Source organism: Roseateles sp. GW821-FHT09H10 (assembly GCF_059415865.1).
On sequence record NZ_JBWKOB010000002.1, the window covers coordinates 128,704 to 149,629 of the forward strand.

Genomic DNA, 20,926 nt, shown 5'->3' on the forward strand with positions numbered 1-20,926 from the left:
ATTGATGGTTTGGGTTGGCTACCGGTAGCTCAGCGTCCACCGGACTTGAAGTGGGGCGGCCCTCTGTGGGGCCGTTCCCGAGAAGTGCAGATGCGTGCGCGAGGGCCCGCTGGTCAGGCCGCGCAGGACGCTGGTGGGTGGCTCCTGCACGTCCAGGCGCTCATAGCCTTCGGCCTCGAAGCGCGCGACGACCCCGGCATCGAAGGCCACGCCCATGCCCTCGGTGGCGGCGCCCGACGAGAAGCAGGCGAACTCCAGGCTCAAGGCGACGATGTCCAGCGCCGCCGAGGGACGCAGCACGTCGGTGCGGCTGATGCGGCCGGGGCCGAAGCGGTACTCGGTCGTCAGCGTCACGCGGGTATCGAGCACGGGCTGGCGGCCGCCAACGCGGTTCAGGCCGGGCTGGCTGTAGCTGACGACATGGTCGTCGCCATCGCGCCAGGTCTTGATGTCGGCGATGAAGGAGGTCGGCAGCAGCAGGCTGCCGTCGGCCAGCACGAGGCGGGGCAGCAGCTGGGCATGGGCGGCGCCGCTCTCGGGCCGGCCCTCGATGAGGCGCGGCGAGAAGGGGATGGGGTAGTAGGGTGCGTTGTCGTGCTGGCCCGCACCGCCGTTGATCAGCGGCAGCGTGAAGACCAGGCCCCGGTCGCGCCGCGTCACCAGCGCGCGGTCGTAGGTGCCGCGGGCGAACCAGTTCAGCTTGAAGTCGGGCTGGCGGCGCTCGAGCCAGGCGGCGAGGTCCGCCGGCGGCACCTGGTCGGCCATGCCGATCTCATCCCACAGCTCGCAGGTCGACAGCAGCTGGTGGATGATGGAGAAGTTCTCCCCCAGCATGCGGTGCGGGCCGCGGTAGCCGTCGGTGCTGCGGCCGTGCTTCCAGAGATTGACCGAGTTCAGCGCCGGGTCGAACCAGAAGTCGACGTATTTGGCCGCCGCGCGCACGCAGAAGGCATAGGCGTGGCTGACCTCCTCGGCATCGAGCACGCCCAGGCGCGCCGCCGTCGCGAGGATCTCGACGACGCCGGTGTCGCCATAGGGTCCGATGCTGCGGCCGAAGCCGAAGCCGTCGCCGCCCGAGCTGGCGCATTGCAGGGCGAGCTGGGCCGACTGGGCCAGCAGGGTCTTGAGCTGCGGCGTGACAGGCAGCTCGGTCTCGATGAAGCGCTCGCAGAACTCGGCGGCGAGCAGGATGCTGTAGCGGTCGAAGCGGCCTTCGCCTTCGGTCTCGTCGGAGAAGCCGAACTCGCCGGAGTAGCGCTCGTAATGGTCCAGCGTCTTGGCCAGCAGGGCTTCGCCGGCGCTGGCGTCCTCCCAGCCCATCAGCATGCGCAGCCGCGCGATGCCGAAGGCCACGCCGTAGTAGTTGGTCGGCAGGGCTTTGAGCCGCAGCGTCTTCGCGTCGACGAAAAGGCGCCAGTCCAGGCCCGCGCGAAAACGCGCGAGGCTTTCGGCGTCGACGGCCGCGTCCAGCAGCCCGGCCTTGCGCAGGCGGTTCAGCGCCATCAGCGCGTAATAGATGCCCCAGCTGTCGATGCGCATCTGGCTGATCAGGGCCATCAGGCGGCGGCTGCCGGCCAGCGTGCCGGCAAACGACGGGTCGTCGCGCGGCGTCAGCGTCAGCAGGTGCGCCAGCGCAATGGCGACCTTGCCGGGCAGGAAGACATCGCCCTGGCCGAACACCGGCGCGCCGTTGAAGCGGGTGTCGATGCCATCGGCGTCCAGCAAAGCGAAGTAGCTGGCCAGCTGGGGCAGCAGCTGCTCGCGCACCAGCGCGTTCAGCGGCGTGCCCTTGAGCGGCGGCTCGTAGCGATCAGCTGGCATGGCGGCTCCGGTCGCTCTGCCCTTGGTAGAGAATCCGCGCCATTCCAGCGCCGCCCACAAGCCCATCGTGTCCTCCACCAAATCCCCCGCCACCCTGCGCGATGTCGCCGAGCTGGCCGGGGTGTCGACGGCGGCGGTGTCCAAATACGTCAATGGCAAGCAGCGCTTCACACCCGCCGTCGAGACCCGCATCGCCGAGGCCATCGAGAAGGTGGGCTACCGCTCCAACCTGGCGGCGCGCAGCATGGTCACGGGCCGCTCGGGCGCCATCGCGGCCCTGGTCTACGGCGTGGAGAACCCCTACACGGCCGCCGTCATCAAAGGCGCCAGCCGCGCGGCCACGGCCCTGGGCTATGACCTGCTCTTCGTCGACCTGCTGCAGAGCGAGTCGCCCGAGCGCGAGCTGGCCCGCGTGACCGGCATGCAGGTGGACGGCATCGTGCTGGCCGCCGCGCTGCCGACCGCCGCGCGCAAGCTGCTGGCCAGCTATGGCCGGCCCTTCGTGGACCTGGGCCGCGCCAGCGAACCCTCGCAGGCCCCCAGTGGCGACGAGCAGGCCGCGGCCATGCTGGGCCGCTATCTGCTGAGCCTGGGCCACCGCGACATCGCCTACATCGCCTGCGAGGCCCAGCCCGGCAATGCCGAGCGCCTGCTGGGCATGAAGCGTTCGCTGCAGGCCGCCGGCATCGAGCTGGCCGTGCACCAGGTGGTGAACCCGACGGCCGAGGACGGCGCCAGGCTGGCCTCCAGCCTGCTGCTGGGCCAGAAGCGGCCGCAAGCGATCGCGACCTGCAATGACCTGATTGCCATGGGCCTGATCTCCGAGGCGCGGCATCTGGGCCTGACGGTGCCTCAGGATGTGTCGGTCGCCGGCATCGAGAACATGCCCTTCGGCCGCTTCCTGAGCCCGCCGTTGACCAGCGTCGACCTGCATGCCGACGCCCTCGGTGAATGGGCCATGCGCGACCTCATCGCGGCCATCGACGGCGAGGCCGCACCGGCGCGCGCGCACGACATGACGCCGCGACTCGTCGTGCGGGGCTCGACCCGAGCCGCCGCCTGATGGATAGCGGGCGTTCATGACGCTCGCCGGCTGGTGGATTCGCGCACGACCAGGCGCGGCGCGAGCACTTCGTCGAAGGGCGAGTCCAGCTCGTCGTTGATGAGCTGCAGCAGGCGTTGCATCGCCACCTCGCCCATCTGCTCACTGTTCATCGCCACCGAGGTCAGCGTCGGGCTGGTGTAGCGGCCATAGGCGATGTCGTCGAAGCTGGCGATGGAGACGTCGCGCGGGATGCTGACGCCCAGGGCTCGCGCTTCGTTCATCAGGCCCAGCGCGATCAGGTCGTTGTAGGTGACGATGGCATCGGGCCGCTGGCCGCCCAGCAGCAGGCGCGACGCGGCCGATTCGCCGGCCTCGGGCGACGGCGCGTCGATGTCCAGCACCTCCAGCCTGCGGCCCTTCTCGGCCAGCGCGTCGCCCAGGCCGCGTATGCGCTCCGCATTCCAGCGCGAGGACGGGAAGCCCACATAGGTCACGCGCTGGTGCTCCAGCGACATCAGGTGGCGGCCGATCATCAGCCCGGCCAGATAGCCGTCGGCGCCGACGCTGTGCACGCCGCCATGCCCGTAGCGGCCGAAGAAGACGACGGGCTTGCCCAGGGCCTTCAGCCACTCGATGGATTCGTCGGCCAGGCGTGAGCTGACGACGAGGCCGTCGACGCGCCGCGACAGCGTCTCGACCAGATGCCGCTCCGGCGCCTGGCTCTCGGCCGTGTCGACGAAGGCCATGCTGTAGTCATTGGCCTGGGCCACGCGGCTGGCGCCCTTGACGATGCCGGTGAAGTGCGGGTTGCCCAGGTCCAGCACCACCAGGCCGACCGTGCCGCTGCGGCCCGTCGCGATGGAGCGGGCGAGGTGGTTGGTGCGGTAGCCCAGGCTGTCGATGGCGGCCTGGATGGCGGCCTCGACGGCTGCGGAGAAGCGCTGGCCGCCGCTGCAGTACTTGGAGACCGTGGCCACGGAGACGCCGGCGGCTTCGGCCACGTCACGGAGGGTGGGGAGTCGTTTTTTGGTCATCTCAGTAAAGCGTTTAACTGAATGATAGTGAGCGGAGCAAGAAATGGAAGCCAGTTTCACGCCTTTGTAGCCAGGGTTTTCTCTAGACGACTCGCTGTTTACTTGGCAGCAAGCAGCCGCAACAATGATGGAATGGTTAACCGCTTTACCTTGATTGCGTTGTCATTGGCGCTGCTGCCGATGGCGGCGCAGTCCGCCTCGCCCGATGAGCCCCTGCGGGTCTGGACACGCTCTTCCAAGGACGGCCGCAAGACCTACGACGCCATCGCCGCGGCCTTCACGAAGAAGACCGGCATCCGCATCGAGTACTTCAATGCGCTGAACGATTTCGAGCAGCGCCTGGCCCGCGCCGCGGTCGGCGGCCGCATGCCCGATGTCATCGTCAACGAGCTCGGCACGGTGGGTCAGCTCGTCAACATGGGCGTGGCCGCCGAGATAGCCCGCAGCCGCATCGCCGGCAGCGAGGACCTGTTGGACAGCGCATGGAAAGCCGCCACCCTGCCCGATGGCAAGACCTATGGCGTGCCCATCTCCGTGCAGACCCATGTGCTCTTCATCCGCAAGGACTGGCGCGAGAAGCTCGGTCTGCCGCTGCCCCGCACCTGGCAGGACCTGGCCCAGCTCGCGCGCGCCTTCACCGAGCGCGACCCCGATGGCAACGGCCGCCGCGACACCTATGGCCTGGCCTTTCCCGGTGGCGCGGCGCGCGGCTATGCGGCCTGGTACTTGAGCAGCTTCCTGTTCCAGGCGGGCGGCGAGTTCCAGCGCGCGGGCGCCGACGGCAAGATGCACGGCGCGCTGGACGAGGTGGCGGCCGTCGCCACGCTCACGCTGTTCCGCCGCCTGGTCTGCGAGGAGCGCAGCGTGCAGCCCAATGCCATCAACGCGACGACGCAGGACACCAACAAGGTCTTCAGCTCGGGCCAGGCCGGCATCTATCTGTCGGGCCCGTATCACATCGCCCTGTTCGACAAGGAGCCGGGCCGCGATCGCTACGAGGTGGTCCCCGCGCCCGCCGGCCCCAACGGGCAACGCGCCAGCCTCGCGGGCGGTGAGCTGGCCTATATCGCCCGCAACACCTCGCAGCCCGAGCGGGCGCGGCGATTCATCGAATTCCTGATCTCGCCCGAGGGCCAGGCCCTGGGCACCAAGCCGCCGTCCGGGGGCCTGCCCGTCGTGCGCCTGCCGGTCAATCGCAAGGTCGATGCGGCCCAGGCCCACGGCGACGAACGCTGGGCCATGGTGGCCCAGGAGTACACCCAGCATGGCCATCCGCTGCCGCAGGCGCGCAACTGGTCGCGACTGCAGCAGGTGGCGGCCGATGGCTTCAATGCCATCCTGGCCCATTGCAGCAAGGACATCCCCGGCGATCTGCGCGCACTGAACGCGCGCTTCAATGCCGAACTCGCCCGCCAGGAGGCGCAATGACATCGCGCCGCAACTTCTCCCGCTTCACGCCCTGGCTCTTTCTCGCACCGGCGCTGCTGATCTTCACCTGGTTCAAGTTCATCCCCATGGCCAAGGGCCTGGTGATGAGCTTTCACAAGGTCAACTTCGGCAGCCCCGACAGCTTTGTCGGCTGGCACAACTTCGAGCGCGCGCTGAGCGACGCGGCCCTGCGCGACGCCGCCGGCCGCACCCTGCTCTATGTCTTCGTCACCGTGCTGCTGTCGGCCTCCATCGCGCTGCTGCTGGCCCAGACCCTGCAGGGCACGGCGCGGCATATGCGCTTCATCCGCACGGCGATGTTCCTGCCCGCGGTGACCAGCGCCGCCGTGGCCGCCGAGGTCTGGCGCATCCTCTACGCACCCACGCCGGATGGTGTCATCAACGCCATGCTCGGTTTGATCGGTGTCGGCCCGCAGGGCTTCTGGGCCGACCCGTCGCAGGCCCTGGCCGCGCTGATGGGCATGCATGTCTGGAAGCATGTGCCCTATGACACCGTCATCTTCGTGGCGGGCCTGGCGGGCATCAACAGCGAGCTCTACGACGCCGCAGCCGTGGACGGTGCCAATGCCTGGCAACGCTTCACGGCCGTGACGCTGCCGGGCCTCGCACCCGCCATCACCGTCATCTGTACCCTGGGCTTCATCCGCGGCTTTCGCGTCTTCACCGAGGTCTATGCGACGACCGGCGGCGGCCCGGCCGGCAGCACCGAGGTCGTCATGACGCAGATCTACAAGCAGGGCTTCCAGGAGCTGGACTACGGCTTCGCCGCCGCCGCATCCACCCTGCTCTTCCTCTTCACTGCGGCCCTCACCGCGGTCTATCTCGCCTGGCGCCGCCGTCGATGAAATCAGCCTTCGCCTGGGCGCCGCGCGCCCTGCTCTACACCCTGGTCGTCGTCGTCTTCGCCGGACCCTTCTGGGCCTTCCTGATGACGGCCCTGTCCGGCGTCACCATCGCGCCGGGCCGGCTGCTGTGGTGGCCCGAGCAACCCACGCTGGAGAACTTCCGCTATGCCTGGGTGGAGGCCAAGGTCTGGCGCTATTTGCTGAACTCGAGCATCGTCGTGCTGGTGGGCACCGTGCTGCAGCTGTCGGTCAGCGCCTTCGCGGCCTATGCGCTGGCGCGCAAGCGCTTTCGCGGCCTGGCGGCGGTCAGCTTCCTGATCCTGTCCACCATGATGCTGCCGGACGAGGTCATCGCCATCCCGCTGTTCATCGTGCTGGGCAAGTTGCCGCTGATCGGCGCCAGCCTGCATGACACGCATCTGGGCATGATCCTGCCGGTCGTCGGCTGGGGCTTCTCCATCTTCATGCTGAGCGAGTTCATGCGCGCCATTCCCGCCGACCTGGAAGAGGCCGCGCGCGTGGATGGCGCCAGCGACTGGCAGATCTTCTGGCACGTCATCCTGCCGCTGTGCAAGCCGGCCCTGGGCAGCGCCGCGGTGTTCGGCTTCATCATGATCTGGGACCAGTACCTGCTGCCCCTGCTCGTCACCAACGACGAGAACCTCTACACGCTGCCCGTCGCGCTGGCCACCGTGCGCGCCGACGAGACCATGAAGCCCGCCGTCTTCATCGCCATCAGCGTCATCGCCATGCTGCCCAGCATCCTCGTCTACCTGGGCCTGCAGAAATCCTTCAACCGCGGCCTGCTGGCCGGTGCCGTGAAAGGCTAGACATCCCCGTGGCTGCCATTGAATTGAAGGGCGTCGGCAAACGCTTCGCCCAGACCGACGTCATCAAGAACGTCTCGCTCACCATCGCCGAAGGCGAGTTCTGCGTGCTCGTCGGCCCCAGCGGCTCGGGCAAGTCCACGCTGCTGCGCATGATCGCGGGGCTGGAGGAAGCGACCGGCGGCCAGCTCTTCATCGGCGGCCGCGACGTCACGCATGAGCCGCCCAAGGCGCGCGACATCGCCATGGTGTTCCAGAGCTATGCGCTGTACCCGCAGATGACGGTGCGCGAGAACATGGGCTTTGGCCTGAAGCTGATGAAGCGCCCGACCGACGAGATCCGCCGCCGTGTCGACGAGATCGCCCGCATGCTGAGCCTGGAGGCGCTGATGGAGCGCAAGCCCGCGGCGCTCTCCGGCGGCCAGCGCCAGCGCGTGGCCATGGGGCGGGCCATGGTGCGCGAGCCGGCAGCCTTTTTGTTCGACGAACCCCTGTCCAATCTCGACGCCGCCCTGCGCAGCGCCGTGCGCCAGGAGATCCGCTCACTGCATGCGCGGCTGCGCACCACCTCGGTCTATGTGACCCACGACCAGGTCGAGGCCATGACCATGGGCGACAAGATCGTGGTGCTGCGCGATGGCCGCATCGAGCAGAGCGGCACCCCGACGGCGCTCTACGACCGGCCGGCCAATCGCTTCGTGGCCGGCTTCATCGGCTCGCCAGCGATGAACTTCTGCGCGCTGCCGGCGGGGCTGTCCACCTCGCTGGATGCGACGCGGCTGCAGCTCGGCGTGCGGCCCGAGCATCTGCAACTGGGCCGCGCGCCGGATGCGGCGGCCGTCTTCGAAGGCACCGTCGAGGCGGTCGAGTTCATGGGCGCGCAGTCGCAGCTGAGCCTGCAGACGGCGGCCGGGCCGCTGGTCGTCAACGTCGCGGATCGGCCGGGCCTGAGTGCTGGCGATCGCATCAGCGTGTCGGCCCCGCGCGAACGCCTGCATTTCTTCGACACGCAAAGCGGCCTGCGCCAGGAGGCTGCATGAAGCGCCGTGCCCTGCTGCTGGCCGCGCTGGCAAGCCAGGTCCATGCGACGCCGAAGGAAGCGCAGCTGTTGACCTTGGACCGCAGCGCCCTGGACGAAACACGCCGCCGCCTCGCTGCCGGTGACACGCAACTCGCAGCGGCCCACGCCGCCCTGCTCGCCCGTGCCGCCAAGGCCCTGAAGACGCCGCTGCGCAGCGTCACCGACAAGAAGCTGCTGCCGCCCTCGGGCTCGCGCAACGACTACATGAGCATGGGCCCCTACTGGTGGCCCAACCCGGACACGGCCAACGGCCTGCCCTATGTGCGGCGCGACGGCCAGCGCAACCCGCAGGTGGCCGGCGAGGCCCTGGACTCCGACCGCATGCAGGCCTTCTGCCGCGATGTGCTGGAGCTGACCCTGGCCCACCATGTCGGCGCCCCCGACAGCCATGCCGACAAGGCTGCGGCCGCCATCCGCCATTGGTTCCTGGCGCCCGAGACGCGCATGACCCCGCATCTGCGCTATGGCCAGGGCATCCCCGGCATCGTCGAGGGCCGCGCCGAAGGACTGATCGACACGCGCAACCTCTGGATGGTCATCGACTCGGCCCTGCTGCTGAATGCCCGCGGCGCCTTCCCGGACGCCGACCTGGCAGCGCTGCGCCAATGGTTCACCGAGTTCGCGCAGTGGATGCAGACCAGCCCCATCGCGCAGGACGAGGACAGGGCCGCCAACAACCACGGCATGTTCTTCGATGCCCAGCTGGTCGCCTGCCTGCTCTTCATCGGCCAGGCCGACAAGGCACGCGCGCGCCTGAGCACCGTCGTGGCAAGGCGCTTCACGCCGCAGATCGAGGCCGACGGCCGCATGCCGCACGAGCTGTCGCGCACGCGGCCCTTTCACTATTGCGCCTTCAATCTGGAGGCCGCAACGCGCCTCGCGCAATACGACCCGGCGCTGTGGCGCGAACCGCGCCTGCTGCAGGCCATCGCCTATCTGCAGGCGGCCGCGCTGGCGCCCGCCAGCTGGAAGCATGTAACGCCCACCGAGCCCACGCTGGAGGCCGACAAGCTGCTGCCGATTCTGCTGATGGCGCATCGCGCGACGAGGTCCGGCCAGCCCCTGCTGAAAACGCTCGAGGCTTCGCGGCCGGCGGATCTGGATTGGCTGGTCTGGCCCGCGCCGACGACTCTCTGACGGATCAGTCGCGCGACAGCCAGACGCAGGCACCGTTGGAGGCCTGCTTGTTGCTCTGCATGCCCACGGGCATCGTCTGGCTGAGCCTGGTGGCCAGCTTCTCGACATAGCCCTTGTCCGGGTGCCAGGGCCCGGAGCAGAAGCTGTCGCTTTGGAGGGTGACTCGGCGGGTATAGATGACCCGCCACAAAACCAGGTTGTCCACGTCGGTGACTTCGCTAACGTCCTGACGAAATGGTACGAAGCGAGCCCCTGGACGTCACCACCCCGCGTCGACGAAGGCGCGCCGGATGCCACTTGGTTCACGCATTTGCAGGGCGCACCGCCAGCCGCCCTATTGACAATTCCGGCGCCGTAAAGATTCACCTACGCGCGCTGTCAAGAACTCCCGGCTTGCCTCTCCCGAGGCGCCTGGTCTAGCGCATTCAGCGGCGTGACGGCAATGACGCCAGCCGGGCAGACCACTGGGGCTGTCGCGCCAGTTCCGCGGCCGTGATGTCGTCTGCCGTCACCGCATATTCATTGCTGCTGCGCTCCACGAAATAGGCCGTGCGATAGCGCTGCAGAAGGCCGCCCAGGGCGATGCGGGCCTGGCTCGACGGGCCGTTGAAGGTGAGGGTCAGCGTGGTCATGGTCGTTGCCTTCTCGATGGGTCGGGGTCAATGCCACCGGTCCTGCTTGAACGCCGGCCATGCGCCGCGGTTGACGCGCGGGTTGCTACAGCTTGTGAAACCCGGGACGGTTTCCTGACGCCGAGGCGCTCACGAGACGGTGGCTTCGTCGGTGCGGCTTTCACCGCGGTTGTCACGCCAGGTGATGGCGATGGTGTCGCCGGGCCTGGCGCCTTTCACGACGAATTGAAGCCATGGGTTCCGCGACACGGAGGGCCCCCACGCGGCGTTGAACACGGGCCTGCCGTTGAGCCGGGCGGTCACTTCCTGAATGAAGCACGCGGGGATGACCTTGCCGGCGGGGTCCTGGCGAAGACCGGTCTCCATCTCATGGCTGATCAGCACCCGGACCGTCGTCCTGTCTCCGCCCGCCTGGGCTCGAATGCGCATGGGATCGGGCATGTCCGTCAGCCGCCGCAGCCGCCGAGGGTGACTTCGACTGGCTTGCGGGCACAGAACGCGCGGCCATCCGCCATCAGCGCGATGGCCATCACGTCAGACGACCGGCCCATCTTCACCTGGAGGGTGAAGCTGGGTTCGACGAGCTCGCTGATGTCGAAGGCCGCGGCCAAGGGGCTGGGGTTCTTCTCGACCCATAGCAGCAGACGCCTGGCGCCGGACAGCGTCGTGGCAATACCCACGGGCACGATGGCGCCGTTCTCCGCAATGTCGGGCGCGGTGAGCATCACGCCCCTGCTCTCGACGAGCGTTCCGACGCCCAGTGCCTTCGCCAGTTCGGTGCCGGCCAGCACATGGCTGGGCAGCAGACCCAGGCCGCCCAGCATCAGTGCCGCGTGCCGGCGGTTCAGCATGGCCAGGTTTCCCATCAAGGCGCACCCGCCAGCATGTCGTCCCAGGTGTTCCGGGCCCAGGACAGCGCGTAGCGGCCTTCCGTCCGGTTGGCGGCGGTCGACACGCCGCCCGAGCCGGGTACCGGCTTCATCACCCTGTCCTGGGCGTCGTACTGGTGGACGCTGGCGACGTGGATGGCGTCCTGCGCCGTGACGAAGCTGTAGCAGGTGTTCATCACGATCGGTGCCGGGTTCACCGCCTCGCCCTTCAGCAGCTGGATCACGGCCGCGGCCGCCACCTTGCCGTGCTGGTTCGCCATATGGCCGGACTTGGGCATCCCGGGCCCCGGGAAGATGGCATCGCCCAGCACATGGATGCCCGGCGCCGCGGTTGACTCCATGGACAGCCAGTCGATGCCCACCCAGCGCTGGTTGATGTTGACCAGCCCGGCCTTCACCGCAATGTCCGCCGCCCGCTGCGGGGGCACGATGTTGAGGACGTCGGCACGGACATCCTCGAAGGCCAGCTTCGCGACCCGCCCGGCGACCTCGCGCAGTTCGGCGTTGGCCCGGTACTCCAGCATGCCGGCGTAGTGCTGCTGGAAGGCCTTCTCGAACAGCGCCTTCTTGGACTGCACTTCCGGGTTGGCATCGAGCACCAGCACCTTGGACTTCGGCTTGTGCTGCTGGAGATACGCCGCCACCACGCAGGCCCGCTCATAGGGGCCGGGTGGGCAGCGATAAGGCGCCTTGGGGATGCTGATGGCGAACACGCCGCCATCGCGCATGCCCTCCAGCTGCTGGCGCAGGGCCAGCGTCTGCGGCCCGGCCTTCCAGGCATGCGTGACCTCACCCCGCTCCAGCCCCAGCGCCAGGCCGCCGACCTGCTCGGCCATGAAGTCGACGCCGGGCGACAGGATCAAGCGGTCGTAGGCCAGCTCCCGCCCATCGGCCAGCCTCACCTTGCGTGCCGCGGCGTCGATGGCCGTGACCTCGCCCTGCACGATGCTGACGCCGAGGGATTGCAGGCCTTCGTAGCCCCGGGTCAGCTCGGCCATCGGCTTGAAGCCCCCCACCACCAGGTTGGACATCGGGCAGGAGATGAACTGCGGATGGCGCTCGACCAGGGTCACCTCCACGCTGCCACCCCACAGCCGCAGATAGCGTGCGGCCGTGCTGCCGCCAAAGCCACCGCCCACGACGACGACGCGGCCGATGCTCGGGCCACTCATCGTGGCGCATCCGGCCAGGCCCAGCGCTGCGGCCCCCGCCAGCACGCTGCGACGGGTGAATTGCTTGTTGTCAGACATGCCAGCTCCTTCAGCGTGCCGGAGCCGGCGCTTGCGCGGCCAGGTATTGCGCGATCAGGCGGAGCTGATCCTCGGTGTAGCCCTTGGCGATCTGGTGCATGACCGTGGCGGGCTGGCTGCCGCTCTTGAAGTCGGCAAGCATGGCGAGCATCTGGTCCGCCCTCATGCCCGCCAGCGGCTTCACGTCGCCCTTGGCGCGGCCCTGCGTGCCATGGCAGTTGGCGCAGGTGGCCGCGAGGCTGCGCGCCTGCTGGATCCGCAACTCAGCCGGCTGGGCCGCAGCGGCCGTCGCCAGCAGCAGGGCTGCGCCGCTCAATAGGCATCTCTTCATGTCTGTCTCCCTGGCTTCAGATCTGGGGCCGCACATCGGCATAGCCCATCAGCTTGAGCACGAAGTAGCCGAGCGCCACCTCGCCGGGGTCGTCGGCCAGCACGACGATGGGCGCATAGCGCGGCACGCCGGCCTTGTCGAGCAAAGGCCACAGGGCCTTGGCCGGCTTGGGGCGGCGCTGGGCGTCAAGCAGCTCGGTGTAGGGCAGATGGAGAGTCACGGCGCCATCGCCGGCACGGCGAACCGACGGCTTCGTGCCGACGCCCAGATAGACGGTGGCATGGCCGCCGGCCTTGCCCTGCGCCAGCGGCGACGGCGCAGCCCGGGGCACCGCCTTGGCCGCACTGCTGGTCTTCTCCACCGCCAGGCCCGCGAAAGCCCAGTCCTCGACCGAATCCATCAGCACCGACACGCGCTGCTGCCCCTGCCGCTCCAGCAGCATGAAGGCCAGGGCCGCGCCGGGGTCGATGCCGCCGGCGCTGACGATGACGGCCTCGTCCGTCGTCTTCACGCCAGCCCCGGCCAGCGCTTCGGCGAGCCGGTCAGGCTGGCCCAGGTGCTGCCTGAACAGCGCGGCCGGCAGGTTCTGCGCGAAGGGCAGATGGCTCTGCGCGAAGGCCTCCGGGCTGCGGACATCGATCACGCTGATGCGCGCCACGCCGAACATCCGGGTCATCGCCGTGTTCCAGCCGCTCAGCCAGCGCATGTCGCGCAGCAGGGACGGTGCGCCATAGGTCCACACCGGCAGGCCGCGTTCGTCGCGCAGCCACTCCTGCTGGGAGCCGGCAAAGAGCTTGACGCGCGGCTGGTCGGTCAGCAGGAACTTCAGCGCGAAGTAGGGCACGCTGGCCGCCACGCCGCCACCGCAGTAGCTGTGCACCTCCTGGTCGGGCCGTATGCCGAGGTGATCCCGCATGCGGGCGATCTCCGCGGTGGATTTGAAGGTCTTGTCCGCGTTGAAGAAGTCGGCGGAGGGCCACAGCCTGGCGTTCGGCAGATGGCCGCCGGTACCGAAGAAGCTGCGCTCGCCGTAGTAGTAGCCCGGCTCCAGCGCATCGACCACCGCATGGCGCGCCGGGTCTCCCGAGGCGGTGACGACCTCGGCCAGGCCGCTGCGGACTTCCGCGTCGTGCTTGAGCGTCGGCACGAAGCTGCCGGCAGCCGGCGCCGGCGTGGGCGTCTTCGTGATCGCGCCGCCGATGGCCTTCCAACGCGCCATGCCACCATCGAGCACCAGCACGTCGGCCATGTTGAAACCCTGGCGATGGAGCTCGTAGTAGAGGTGGGTGGCCATATAGCTGGCGCCTTGGTCCGTGATGACCACCATGCGCCCGGGGCTCAGGCCCCAGGACTGGAAGCGCTGAGTCATCTGCGCCGGCGTCAACGCGCCCGAGGCGTAGGAGAACACGTCGACGGGGACCGCGCCCTCGATGTGGCCGGCCGCGTGCATGGGCGCCGGCGAGGTGTCGAGGATCAGCGGAGCGTCGCTGCCGGCCAGGCGCGAAGCCAGCTGCTCGGCGCTGATCAGCGGACTGGCGGCGGCCGCCGCGGTCAACAGCGCCATCACAAGCGCCGCCACGCTGCGAATGACCAGAAGTGGGAGTGTCATGTCGGTCGTCCTTCCATGGGAGAAGCCACTCTCTCGCGGCGAAGCTCGCGGGGCGAGATGGACGCGACAGGCGACGGACTGATGGGGCCGAGCGACGGCCGGCGGGGACGGGCTACGGCTGCTCTGCCAGCCGGCTCACGTCACATCTGACGGAACAGATGCAGATAGGTGCGGCTCACGCGCAGCACCTCGGGGCGGTCCTTGAGACGGATGTCGGCCGTCTCGTTCTCGCCGCGCGTCAGCACGTCGATCGCACGCAGGTTCACGACCGTCGAGCGGTGCACCTGCACGAACTGATCGGGGTCGAGCTGGGGCAGCAGCTCCTTCAGCGGCGTGCGGATCAGCGCCTCGCCGGGTTGGCCGCCGTCGCCGCGCCAGGCGACCAGTGTGTACTTCTCGTCCGAGCGGAGGTAGTCGATCTCGTCGACCGGAATCAGCCGCAAGGCGTCGCCGATGGAGGCGCGCAGCCAGCGCAGCCCGGAACCCGGCCGGCTGCCTTTCATCTGCGCCTGGATGTGCGCGGCCAGCTGCTGCAGCAGCACTTCGGTATGGCCTGCCGGCGCGGCTGCACTGAAGCGCTCCTGCAGCCTGGTGACCGTGTCGGCGAGGCGCGCAGGCTCGACCGGCTTGACCAGATAGTCCAGCGCGCCATGCTCGAAGGCCTGCACCGCGTACTGGTCGTAGGCGGTCACGAAGACGAGGTGGGCGCGCCGGCCGATGTGCCGCGCCGCCTCGACGCCGGACATGCCGGGCATGTGCACATCGAGAAAGCAGATGTCGGGCCGGTGCAGCTCGAACTGCTCGACGGCCTCGAGCCCGTTGCGGGCCTGCGCCACCACCTCCAGCACCGGCCAGGCCAGGCCCAGCAGGCGTGCCAGGCCCGAGCGCAGCAGCGGCTCGTCGTCGGCGATCAGCGCCGTGGGCCGCCGCTGCATGATGTCCCCGGCGCTCACGGCGTGGTCCTGGCGGGAAAGTTCAGCTCCGCGCAAACGCCGCGCGGCTGGCGCTCGGCCAGGCTCAGTTGCGCGTCCCCGCCGAACACCAGCTGCAGCCGCTCGCGCAGCGTGGACAGACCGGTGCCCAGCCCCGGCTTGGCCGCGCCCAGGCCCACGCCGGTGTCCATCACCTGGGCCGTGCAGCGCCCGCCACTGAGGCGCACCCGCACGTCGATGCGGCCGCCCTCCACGCTCGGGTCGATGCCGTGCCTGACCGCGTTCTCCACCAGGGTCAGCAGCGTCGTCGGCGGACATTGCAGAGCCTCCGCCGCGCCGTCGACCTCGAGCGCGAACTCCAGCCGGTCCGGCATGCGCAGGTGCATCAGGGCCAGGTAGGCGCGCACGAGCTGCAGCTCCTGGCCCATCGTCGTGGCCGGCTCGTGCAGGCGCGGCACGGCGGCGCGCAGGTAGTCGATCAGGTTCTCCAGCACCGTCGAGGCCTGCGGCGAGCCGCTGTCCACCAGCTCGCGCACATTGGCCAGCGTGTTGAACAGGAAATGCGGCTCGACCTGGGCCTGCAGGAGGCGCAGGCGGGCATCGACGGCCTGGCGTTCGAGCGCGCTGCGCTCCTGGGCGAATGACAGGGCCTGCGCCCGCACCGCGTCATCGCGCTGGCGCAGCAGCGTCGACATCGCCACCCAGGGCGCCACCAGCATGCCGCTGAAGCTCATCAGCAGCGCGCCGTTCACGCGCTTGCCGTCATGCCAGAAGGCGCCCTTGTCGCCCTGCAGGACGATATAGAGCAGGACGACGCCAACCGGCACCGCCAGCGCGACCCCGAGCACCTGCAGCACCCAGCGCGCCAGCCAGTGCGGCAGGTTCGCCGGCCAGCGTTCGAGCAGCGAGAACACCAGCAGGACGAACATCCCCACCGTCGCGACGCGCACCACCACGCCCAGGGTCGACGTGGTGAAGCCTGCGCTGATGATCAACCCCAGCAGCCCCGAGACGACCAGCGTCGTCAGCGCGCGCCGCCAGGTCAGCGTGAGGGGCGTGCCCAGGCTCGGTGTCGCGGCGGAGGTCATGGCGGGACGATAACGCCGACCGCCGGGCGCTGGGCGCGCGGGCTGACGAACGACGGACAGGACCTGACGGGGCACGGCCGGCAAGGACGAACCGCAGGCCGCGGCAAGGTTCCGGATCCATCACGAGTCCGGGCGACGGTTCATGCCGCCCGGCCGCGGCTCACAGCGCCGGCAGCCCCGCTTGCGCCAGCACGCCGTCGATCCAGGCGCGGAACTTGTCCGGCCGCACATAGATGCCGCCATCGCCGCAGTTCACGGTCGCACCGAACGTGGGCCGGCTGGTGAGGCCGGCGAGCAGGAAGCCGGCCGCCACCGGAAGGTAGGCCGGGCCGCCGCTGTCCCCGTTGCAGGTGTCGATGCCCAGGTGCTTGCGGCCCGCGACGAACTCGTAGTCGCTGTGATGGCCGAACTGCCGCTCCAGCTCCGCGCTGGCCTCGGGCGTCGCGCCATCGATCACCGGCGCCATCGGGATGCGCACATGCCGCTTGATGCCGAATCCGAGCGGCCGCGACGGGTCGTCGTAGCCGAACCCGACCAGTTCGAAGTCGGGGGTCGCACGCAGCTCGGCGTCGCTGGCCAGCCTCACCGGCGGCACGTTCGCATCCTCCGCCAGGATCAGCACGTTGATGTCGTTGGCATTGACGTTGCGCCGGTAGTCGGGATGCACCACGGCACGCAGCACGTTGATCACGCGGCCATCGACACCGCCCACGACACGGTTGCCGCCGACCATCACGCGCGTGATGTCGCCACCGCAGTGCGCCGCCGTCAGCACGACCCGCGGGGCGACCACGACACCCGTGCACTGCCAGCCCGTCGCCGTGCCAATGCACACGCAGGACAGGAAGCCACCCGGCCCGACGGCGTCGCCGCCTACGATGCGCTTGGCATCGGTCGCGACCGCCTCCTCGGCGCCGCGCGCGATCCTGCCGCGCTTGTGGATCTCGGCCAGGAAGGCCGCCATGCGCGCCTGCTGGTCGGCGGGCGTCAGCGCCAGCACGGCCTGGTCGCGCGCCGCGTCGATGGACCGCACGGCCGGCTCGACAAGGGGCGCGGCACCGCCATTCCCTGGCAGCCCCCTGACTCCGCCGCCATCGGCGGGGCCGGCCAGCAGCGCGGTCAGGCGCACCACGTCGGCATTGAGGGCGGCGATGGCGGCGCGGGCGTCGAAGGCCTGCGCCTCTCCACCCTTGCACCCGCAGCCCCCCGCGGCCGGCTGGGCATCGCGCGGCAGGCTCGCCGCGCCGACGGACCGCAGGGCACGCCGGCCGCCCAGGCGCCGGGTGGCGCCGGAGAAGGCGATATCGCCGGCCTTGCGCACCTCCGGCCAGGGGGCATCGCCGTCCTCGGCGAGGCCGCGCGGCTCCGACCATTGCAGCTCGTCGGCCGACTTCAGCTCGCCGAAGTCCAGGCCCGTCCACGCCTCGATCGCCGCCAGCGTCACCTGGTGGACCTTCAGATGCAGCAGCTTGCGGCCCTGCCTGTCGTTCCACATCTCGCTCTGCCGCATGGCGAAGGCGACCACCGACAGGTCTTCGCCGCCAGCGGAGGCGTCGCGAAGCACGATGACCTTCCAGAAGGCCGCCGGGATCTGGGCCAGCCCGACATTGCGCAGCCCGGGCGGCAGGTCCGTGAGGACGGGGTCGTCGTCGCGCAGCACCGGCCCGGTCAGCACGCACAGGCGGTAGGAGAAGTCGGTGGCATGGTCCAGCACCCAGTCCTCCAGCGCGACCCATTCGTCCTGGTTGAAGTTCTGGTGCTGGGGCGCCGCATTGGCGTAGAAGAAGGTGGCCTGGTTGGCCAGGCGTGCCTCCTGCACGCTGCCCCACAGCACGTCCTCGCGGCGCACCAGGTGGCCGCGGTCGAGCTGGTTGCCGCCGTAGGTCTCGGGGCCGAGCTGGCTGTCGCCCACGCGCTCGTCCATCTGCCAGGTCAGGCCGCCACTGACCTGCACCTTGCGGGCCGCGTCGATGTTGTTGGCCGCCACGATGGCCACGCGGCGCCGCGCATGCATGACCAGCGAGTAATGCGTGTAGGGGATCTCGACGCCTTCGCCGAAGGCGTCGGCCTTCAAGGCCTCGGACAGGCGCGGCAGCGGCACCTGGAAGCCGTCACCGAGGAAGTGCGGGTCGTAGGGAATGATGAGGGTCGGGGATGCCATCGGAGCTCCTTCGAGTCGGGAAAGGCCGTCACGCCTGGCCTGTGAGGCGATCTTTGCGGTGAGGCTGTCGGCGGCGTCTTCCACCGTGGCCTGGGGCAGGCCGAGGCGCTCGGCCAGGGCCTGGATAGAGGGAGTGGCCTGCTCGCCGCGCGGCCGGCCTATCCACAAGGCGTCGAACAGCGGCTGGCGGCCCTCGTCGGCAGCGACGGGGCGCAGCGCCCCGACAAGGGCGCGCTCCTGCGGCTCGATCGCTTCGTCTTGTTCGCCGTTGATGCTGCGGGCAGCGGCGTCGCGGTACCAGCCGCGCAGCGCGGCATGTCCCAGCGCCGTGCGGAGATAGGCACACTGCGCCGCAAAGTCGGCGACCTGGACAGCAGGCGGGATTTCGCGCGGCGTCGCCACGGGCCCACGGAGAAGTCCCCGTTCCTGACGCGGCACGCCCCCCCTCGACACGCCTGCCCTGCCCTTGCTCGCCGGCCCGGTCCAGCCGCGCCAAGGCCCGCATTCGAAGGACCGGGCCGCAAACTCCGCCACCTTCGAACCACGCGGAATGAGTTCGGGGCGCCGCTTGGCGGCCTCCAGCAACACACGCCAGCTGGCACCCAGCATGGGCGGGTCGCTGAAGGGCGGCACCTCCTCGGCGGGGAGCCGCAGCTTCAGGGCCTGCACGTCGGGGTGCCGGAAGCCGTCCTGCTGCACCAGGCCCTCCAGGTTGGCGACGACCTCCCGCAGCAGCTTGCTGTCCTCTTCCGTCTGCAGCTTCAGCAGATGCCCCGCATAGATGCCCAGCATGGGATCCTGGAACTTGTCGCGCGTCAGCCGCGTCAACAGCTCGCGGTAGGAGGCCCCGGACAGCGAGCGCCTGCCGGCGAGGGCCGCCAGCGCGGTCCGGCTGTCCTGGCTGGCAGCAGCCGACTGCCCATCCCAGCGGACGTAGGAGACCAGCGTGCGCGCCGGATCCCATTTCTTCACCTCGCTGCCCATCGTGTAGAGCCGCAGGCGGCATCGCCAGTCCGGAATGCAGACCAGCGGCATCGAAGCCGACGGCTTGCGGCCCTCGATGGCAACGCTGAGGAACCAGACGCCCGGCGGCACCGGCTCGAGGAAGCCGTCGGGGCCTTGCGCAAGCCGCCGCACGAGATGGCCATCCGTCAGGGTGATCTCGACGTCGCCGCGTGAGGGCCTTTCCTCGGACCTGCCGTGCCGCAAGAACAGATGGATGCCGCTCGTGAACGACGGAAATCCCGAAACGCCCAGCAGCACCTCATCCACGTCGTCCGGTGGCCCCTCTTGCGGCAGCGCGTCGGCCGGCTCCTGCTTACAGTACGCCTCGGGTTGGCCGGCCTCCAACGCAATGAGCTGGTTGCTCCAGCCCTTTTGCCGCCTGAACGCCACCTGGTAGACGCCCGGCGCCAGGTCCACTTGAACGTCGCCGGTATTGCCCGGCAGGCGAACCTCGCGGAAGCGGGCGTCGGAGACGCGGATCTCCGTCAGCGACGTGGCCGCCTGGATGTTCAGCTTGATCTTCACGGCTTCAGAAGTCGACATCGACGGACTCCGCAAAGAGTTCAACCGGACGCTTGCCGATGCGCACGCCCGCCGCGTCCAGGGCTTCGACCAGGTAGCGCGCCGGGGGCAGCTCGAAGACGACCGGCTGGCCACCCAGAGCTGGTACCGGCCGGCGCGCCAGCTCCGCCAGCCCCTGGCCATCGCGCACGACGACCTCGGCAATGGGCTGGCCGCCCGCTGCGCTGCCGGCGGCGACTTGCAGGCGGTTGGGACGGCCCGTACCGAAGACGATGGGCTGCAGGTCCTCGTGAAACTCGATCAGCGGCCGGTCGTTGTCGCCGGGCGGCAGCAAGGGCTGGACGGCATCGCGCACATAGGCTTTCAGCGACAGCGAGGTGACTTGCCCGTCGGCGTCGGCCGCACTGCGCAGCCCGCGCAGCAGGCAGTGCGTGAAGACGCCCTGCACCGACGGCCCCTTGCTGGCATCGAAGGGGTGCGGCAGCAGCTGCTCCGATGCGGTGGCCGCCCAGGGCGCGGCAAAGCCGTGCAGGAAGGGAATGCGCTTGGTGACGCTGGCGTCGCCGGCCATCGAAGGCAGCTCGCAGCTCGCCTGGACGAAGTCCGTGAGCTCGCGGCAGCAGTCCACGAACAGCACCACCTCCTCGAAGACCGAGGCCTCGCGCACATGCTTCGCGGTGGTGCGGCTCAGCAGCGAGCGCAGCGACAGCTTCACGGCGTTGCCCATCACGACGCCACAGTCTTCGTCGAAGGGCTTGGGTGGCCCGACACCGTGCCCGGCAAAGTAGAGATAGACGCGCCGACCCTTGCGCAATCCGGTCTGCAGCAGGTGCTGGTAGTAGCCGTGGATGATGAGGTCTTCGATGTCGTTGCGGATCGGCCGGCCGCTCGGTCCTGCACCGTTGACCGGGCGGGGTGCCGTGATGAGCTTGATGTTGTCCGGATCCAGGCCGCCGCCATCGTCGGCCTCCAGCCATTCCTTGAAGAGCAGGGCATCGTTGACGCAGCCCGTCAGCGACTGGATGCCGTCGGCATAGCTGTCGATGCCCACGACGATGGCGTGATCCCGCGGTGATCGGAAGTTGGGCATGGGCCTGGCGAAGCCTTCTCAGCGGCGTTGACGCGCCACATGAATGACGCGCCGGGACCATATCGACGCGCCCGGCCAGTGACATCCACAACTTTGGTGAGGCGGGCCCGCTGGGCCCACTCACAACACGCGTTTCCCAGGCCCGATGGCGCAAGCCGCGCCTTGCCTCATGAGAAA

General features: G+C 69.4%; 19 protein-coding genes. 6 read left to right on the forward strand and 13 right to left on the reverse strand.

Going from position 1 to position 20,926, the window contains the following annotated elements:
* Positions 1–18 precede the first annotated feature (18 nt).
* The gene (locus AC07OY_RS08430) at positions 19–1,821 is read right to left on the reverse strand and encodes a hypothetical protein (RefSeq protein ID WP_495042106.1); all 1,803 of its coding nucleotides are present in this window, start codon (positions 1,819–1,821) and stop codon (positions 19–21) included.
* A gap of 67 nt (positions 1,822–1,888) precedes the next feature.
* Between AC07OY_RS08430 and AC07OY_RS08435 the strand changes: the two genes are divergently transcribed.
* Positions 1,889–2,884 carry a LacI family DNA-binding transcriptional regulator gene (locus AC07OY_RS08435; protein WP_495042107.1) on the forward strand — a complete coding sequence of 332 codons (996 nt, stop codon included), beginning with the start codon at positions 1,889–1,891 and terminating at the stop codon, positions 2,882–2,884.
* A 14-nt stretch (positions 2,885–2,898) separates the two neighbouring features.
* Here AC07OY_RS08435 and AC07OY_RS08440 read toward each other — a convergent pair whose 3' ends face one another.
* The gene (locus tag AC07OY_RS08440) at positions 2,899–3,900 is read right to left on the reverse strand and encodes a LacI family DNA-binding transcriptional regulator (protein ID WP_495042108.1); all 1,002 of its coding nucleotides are present in this window, start codon (positions 3,898–3,900) and stop codon (positions 2,899–2,901) included.
* Positions 3,901–4,032: 132 nt separating this feature from the next.
* Here AC07OY_RS08440 and AC07OY_RS08445 point away from each other — a divergent pair, with 132 nt between their 5' ends.
* Genes AC07OY_RS08445 through AC07OY_RS08465 form a run of 5 tightly spaced genes read left to right on the forward strand, consistent with a single transcriptional unit; the run spans position 4,033 to position 9,239 of the window.
* Complete coding sequence (locus AC07OY_RS08445) at positions 4,033–5,328, forward strand: ABC transporter substrate-binding protein (protein WP_495042109.1); 1,296 nt, start codon at positions 4,033–4,035, stop codon at positions 5,326–5,328.
* Positions 5,325–6,194, forward strand: coding sequence for a carbohydrate ABC transporter permease (locus tag AC07OY_RS08450; protein ID WP_495042110.1), 870 nt, complete (start codon positions 5,325–5,327; stop codon positions 6,192–6,194). Before AC07OY_RS08445 ends, AC07OY_RS08450 begins: the two co-directional genes overlap by 4 nt.
* Positions 6,191–7,024 carry a carbohydrate ABC transporter permease gene (locus AC07OY_RS08455; protein WP_495042111.1) on the forward strand — a complete coding sequence of 278 codons (834 nt, stop codon included), beginning with the start codon at positions 6,191–6,193 and terminating at the stop codon, positions 7,022–7,024. The genes AC07OY_RS08450 and AC07OY_RS08455 overlap by 4 nt, the downstream gene beginning before the upstream one ends.
* Before the next feature lie 8 nt (positions 7,025–7,032).
* A complete protein-coding gene (locus AC07OY_RS08460; protein ID WP_495042112.1) occupies positions 7,033–8,061 on the forward strand; it encodes an ABC transporter ATP-binding protein in 1,029 nt (342 codons plus the stop codon).
* Entirely contained in the window at positions 8,058–9,239 is a 1,182-nt protein-coding gene (locus AC07OY_RS08465; RefSeq protein ID WP_495042113.1) for an alginate lyase family protein, read from the forward strand. The genes AC07OY_RS08460 and AC07OY_RS08465 overlap by 4 nt, the downstream gene beginning before the upstream one ends.
* A 4-nt stretch (positions 9,240–9,243) precedes the next feature.
* On the opposite strand, the gene AC07OY_RS08470 is transcribed toward AC07OY_RS08465, so the two are convergent.
* The 11 genes from AC07OY_RS08470 to AC07OY_RS08520 all read right to left on the reverse strand — a co-directional run bounded on the left by AC07OY_RS08470 (position 9,244) and on the right by AC07OY_RS08520 (position 20,749).
* Positions 9,244–9,444: a hypothetical protein gene (locus AC07OY_RS08470; RefSeq protein ID WP_495042114.1), complete on the reverse strand. Its 201-nt coding sequence runs from the start codon at positions 9,442–9,444 to the stop codon at positions 9,244–9,246.
* 220 nt (positions 9,445–9,664) lie between these two features.
* Positions 9,665–9,871: a hypothetical protein gene (locus AC07OY_RS08475; RefSeq protein WP_495042115.1), complete on the reverse strand. Its 207-nt coding sequence runs from the start codon at positions 9,869–9,871 to the stop codon at positions 9,665–9,667.
* Between the two features lie 129 nt (positions 9,872–10,000).
* Positions 10,001–10,312, reverse strand: a complete 312-nt coding sequence (soxZ, locus tag AC07OY_RS08480; protein ID WP_495042116.1) for a thiosulfate oxidation carrier complex protein SoxZ — start codon at positions 10,310–10,312, stop codon at positions 10,001–10,003.
* Between the two features lie 5 nt (positions 10,313–10,317).
* The gene (locus AC07OY_RS08485) at positions 10,318–10,737 is read right to left on the reverse strand and encodes a thiosulfate oxidation carrier protein SoxY (RefSeq protein WP_495042117.1); all 420 of its coding nucleotides are present in this window, start codon (positions 10,735–10,737) and stop codon (positions 10,318–10,320) included.
* Positions 10,737–12,011, reverse strand: coding sequence for an FCSD flavin-binding domain-containing protein (locus AC07OY_RS08490; RefSeq protein ID WP_495042118.1), 1,275 nt, complete (start codon positions 12,009–12,011; stop codon positions 10,737–10,739). Before AC07OY_RS08490 ends, AC07OY_RS08485 begins: the two co-directional genes overlap by 1 nt.
* Before the next feature lie 10 nt (positions 12,012–12,021).
* Entirely contained in the window at positions 12,022–12,342 is a 321-nt protein-coding gene (locus AC07OY_RS08495; RefSeq protein WP_495042119.1) for a c-type cytochrome, read from the reverse strand.
* A 16-nt stretch (positions 12,343–12,358) separates the two neighbouring features.
* Positions 12,359–13,951 (reverse strand): rhodanese-like domain-containing protein, encoded by a 1,593-nt coding sequence (locus AC07OY_RS08500; RefSeq protein ID WP_495042120.1) that lies wholly within the window; start codon positions 13,949–13,951, stop codon positions 12,359–12,361.
* Between the two features lie 140 nt (positions 13,952–14,091).
* Entirely contained in the window at positions 14,092–14,904 is an 813-nt protein-coding gene (locus AC07OY_RS08505; protein WP_495042121.1) for a LytR/AlgR family response regulator transcription factor, read from the reverse strand.
* A complete protein-coding gene (locus tag AC07OY_RS08510) occupies positions 14,901–15,971 on the reverse strand; it encodes a sensor histidine kinase (protein ID WP_495042122.1) in 1,071 nt (356 codons plus the stop codon). Before AC07OY_RS08510 ends, AC07OY_RS08505 begins: the two co-directional genes overlap by 4 nt.
* Before the next feature lie 160 nt (positions 15,972–16,131).
* Entirely contained in the window at positions 16,132–19,680 is a 3,549-nt protein-coding gene (locus tag AC07OY_RS08515) for a DNA/RNA non-specific endonuclease (protein WP_495042123.1), read from the reverse strand.
* Complete coding sequence (locus AC07OY_RS08520; protein ID WP_495042124.1) at positions 19,667–20,749, reverse strand: caspase family protein; 1,083 nt, start codon at positions 20,747–20,749, stop codon at positions 19,667–19,669. The genes AC07OY_RS08515 and AC07OY_RS08520 overlap by 14 nt, the downstream gene beginning before the upstream one ends.
* Positions 20,750–20,926: the final 177 nt, after the last annotated feature.

Bases quoted from the DNA above. Each gene is read 5' to 3' on its own strand.
- AC07OY_RS08430 (WP_495042106.1), bottom strand. From the start codon at position 1,821: ATGCCAGCTGATCGCTACGAGCCGCCGCTCAAGGGCACGCCGCTGAAC.
- AC07OY_RS08440 (WP_495042108.1), bottom strand. From the start codon at position 3,900: ATGACCAAAAAACGACTCCCCACCCTCCGTGACGTGGCCGAAGCCGCC.
- AC07OY_RS08445 (WP_495042109.1), top strand. From the start codon at position 4,033: ATGGTTAACCGCTTTACCTTGATTGCGTTGTCATTGGCGCTGCTGCCG.
- AC07OY_RS08450 (WP_495042110.1), top strand. From the start codon at position 5,325: ATGACATCGCGCCGCAACTTCTCCCGCTTCACGCCCTGGCTCTTTCTC.
- AC07OY_RS08455 (WP_495042111.1), top strand. From the start codon at position 6,191: ATGAAATCAGCCTTCGCCTGGGCGCCGCGCGCCCTGCTCTACACCCTG.
- AC07OY_RS08465 (WP_495042113.1), top strand. From the start codon at position 8,058: ATGAAGCGCCGTGCCCTGCTGCTGGCCGCGCTGGCAAGCCAGGTCCAT.
- AC07OY_RS08475 (WP_495042115.1), bottom strand. From the start codon at position 9,871: ATGACCACGCTGACCCTCACCTTCAACGGCCCGTCGAGCCAGGCCCGC.
- soxZ (WP_495042116.1), bottom strand. From the start codon at position 10,312: ATGCCCGATCCCATGCGCATTCGAGCCCAGGCGGGCGGAGACAGGACG.
- AC07OY_RS08485 (WP_495042117.1), bottom strand. From the start codon at position 10,737: ATGGGAAACCTGGCCATGCTGAACCGCCGGCACGCGGCACTGATGCTG.
- AC07OY_RS08490 (WP_495042118.1), bottom strand. From the start codon at position 12,011: ATGTCTGACAACAAGCAATTCACCCGTCGCAGCGTGCTGGCGGGGGCC.
- AC07OY_RS08495 (WP_495042119.1), bottom strand. From the start codon at position 12,342: ATGAAGAGATGCCTATTGAGCGGCGCAGCCCTGCTGCTGGCGACGGCC.
- AC07OY_RS08500 (WP_495042120.1), bottom strand. From the start codon at position 13,951: ATGACACTCCCACTTCTGGTCATTCGCAGCGTGGCGGCGCTTGTGATG.
- AC07OY_RS08510 (WP_495042122.1), bottom strand. From the start codon at position 15,971: ATGACCTCCGCCGCGACACCGAGCCTGGGCACGCCCCTCACGCTGACC.
- AC07OY_RS08515 (WP_495042123.1), bottom strand. From the start codon at position 19,680: ATGTCGACTTCTGAAGCCGTGAAGATCAAGCTGAACATCCAGGCGGCC.
- AC07OY_RS08520 (WP_495042124.1), bottom strand. From the start codon at position 20,749: ATGCCCAACTTCCGATCACCGCGGGATCACGCCATCGTCGTGGGCATC.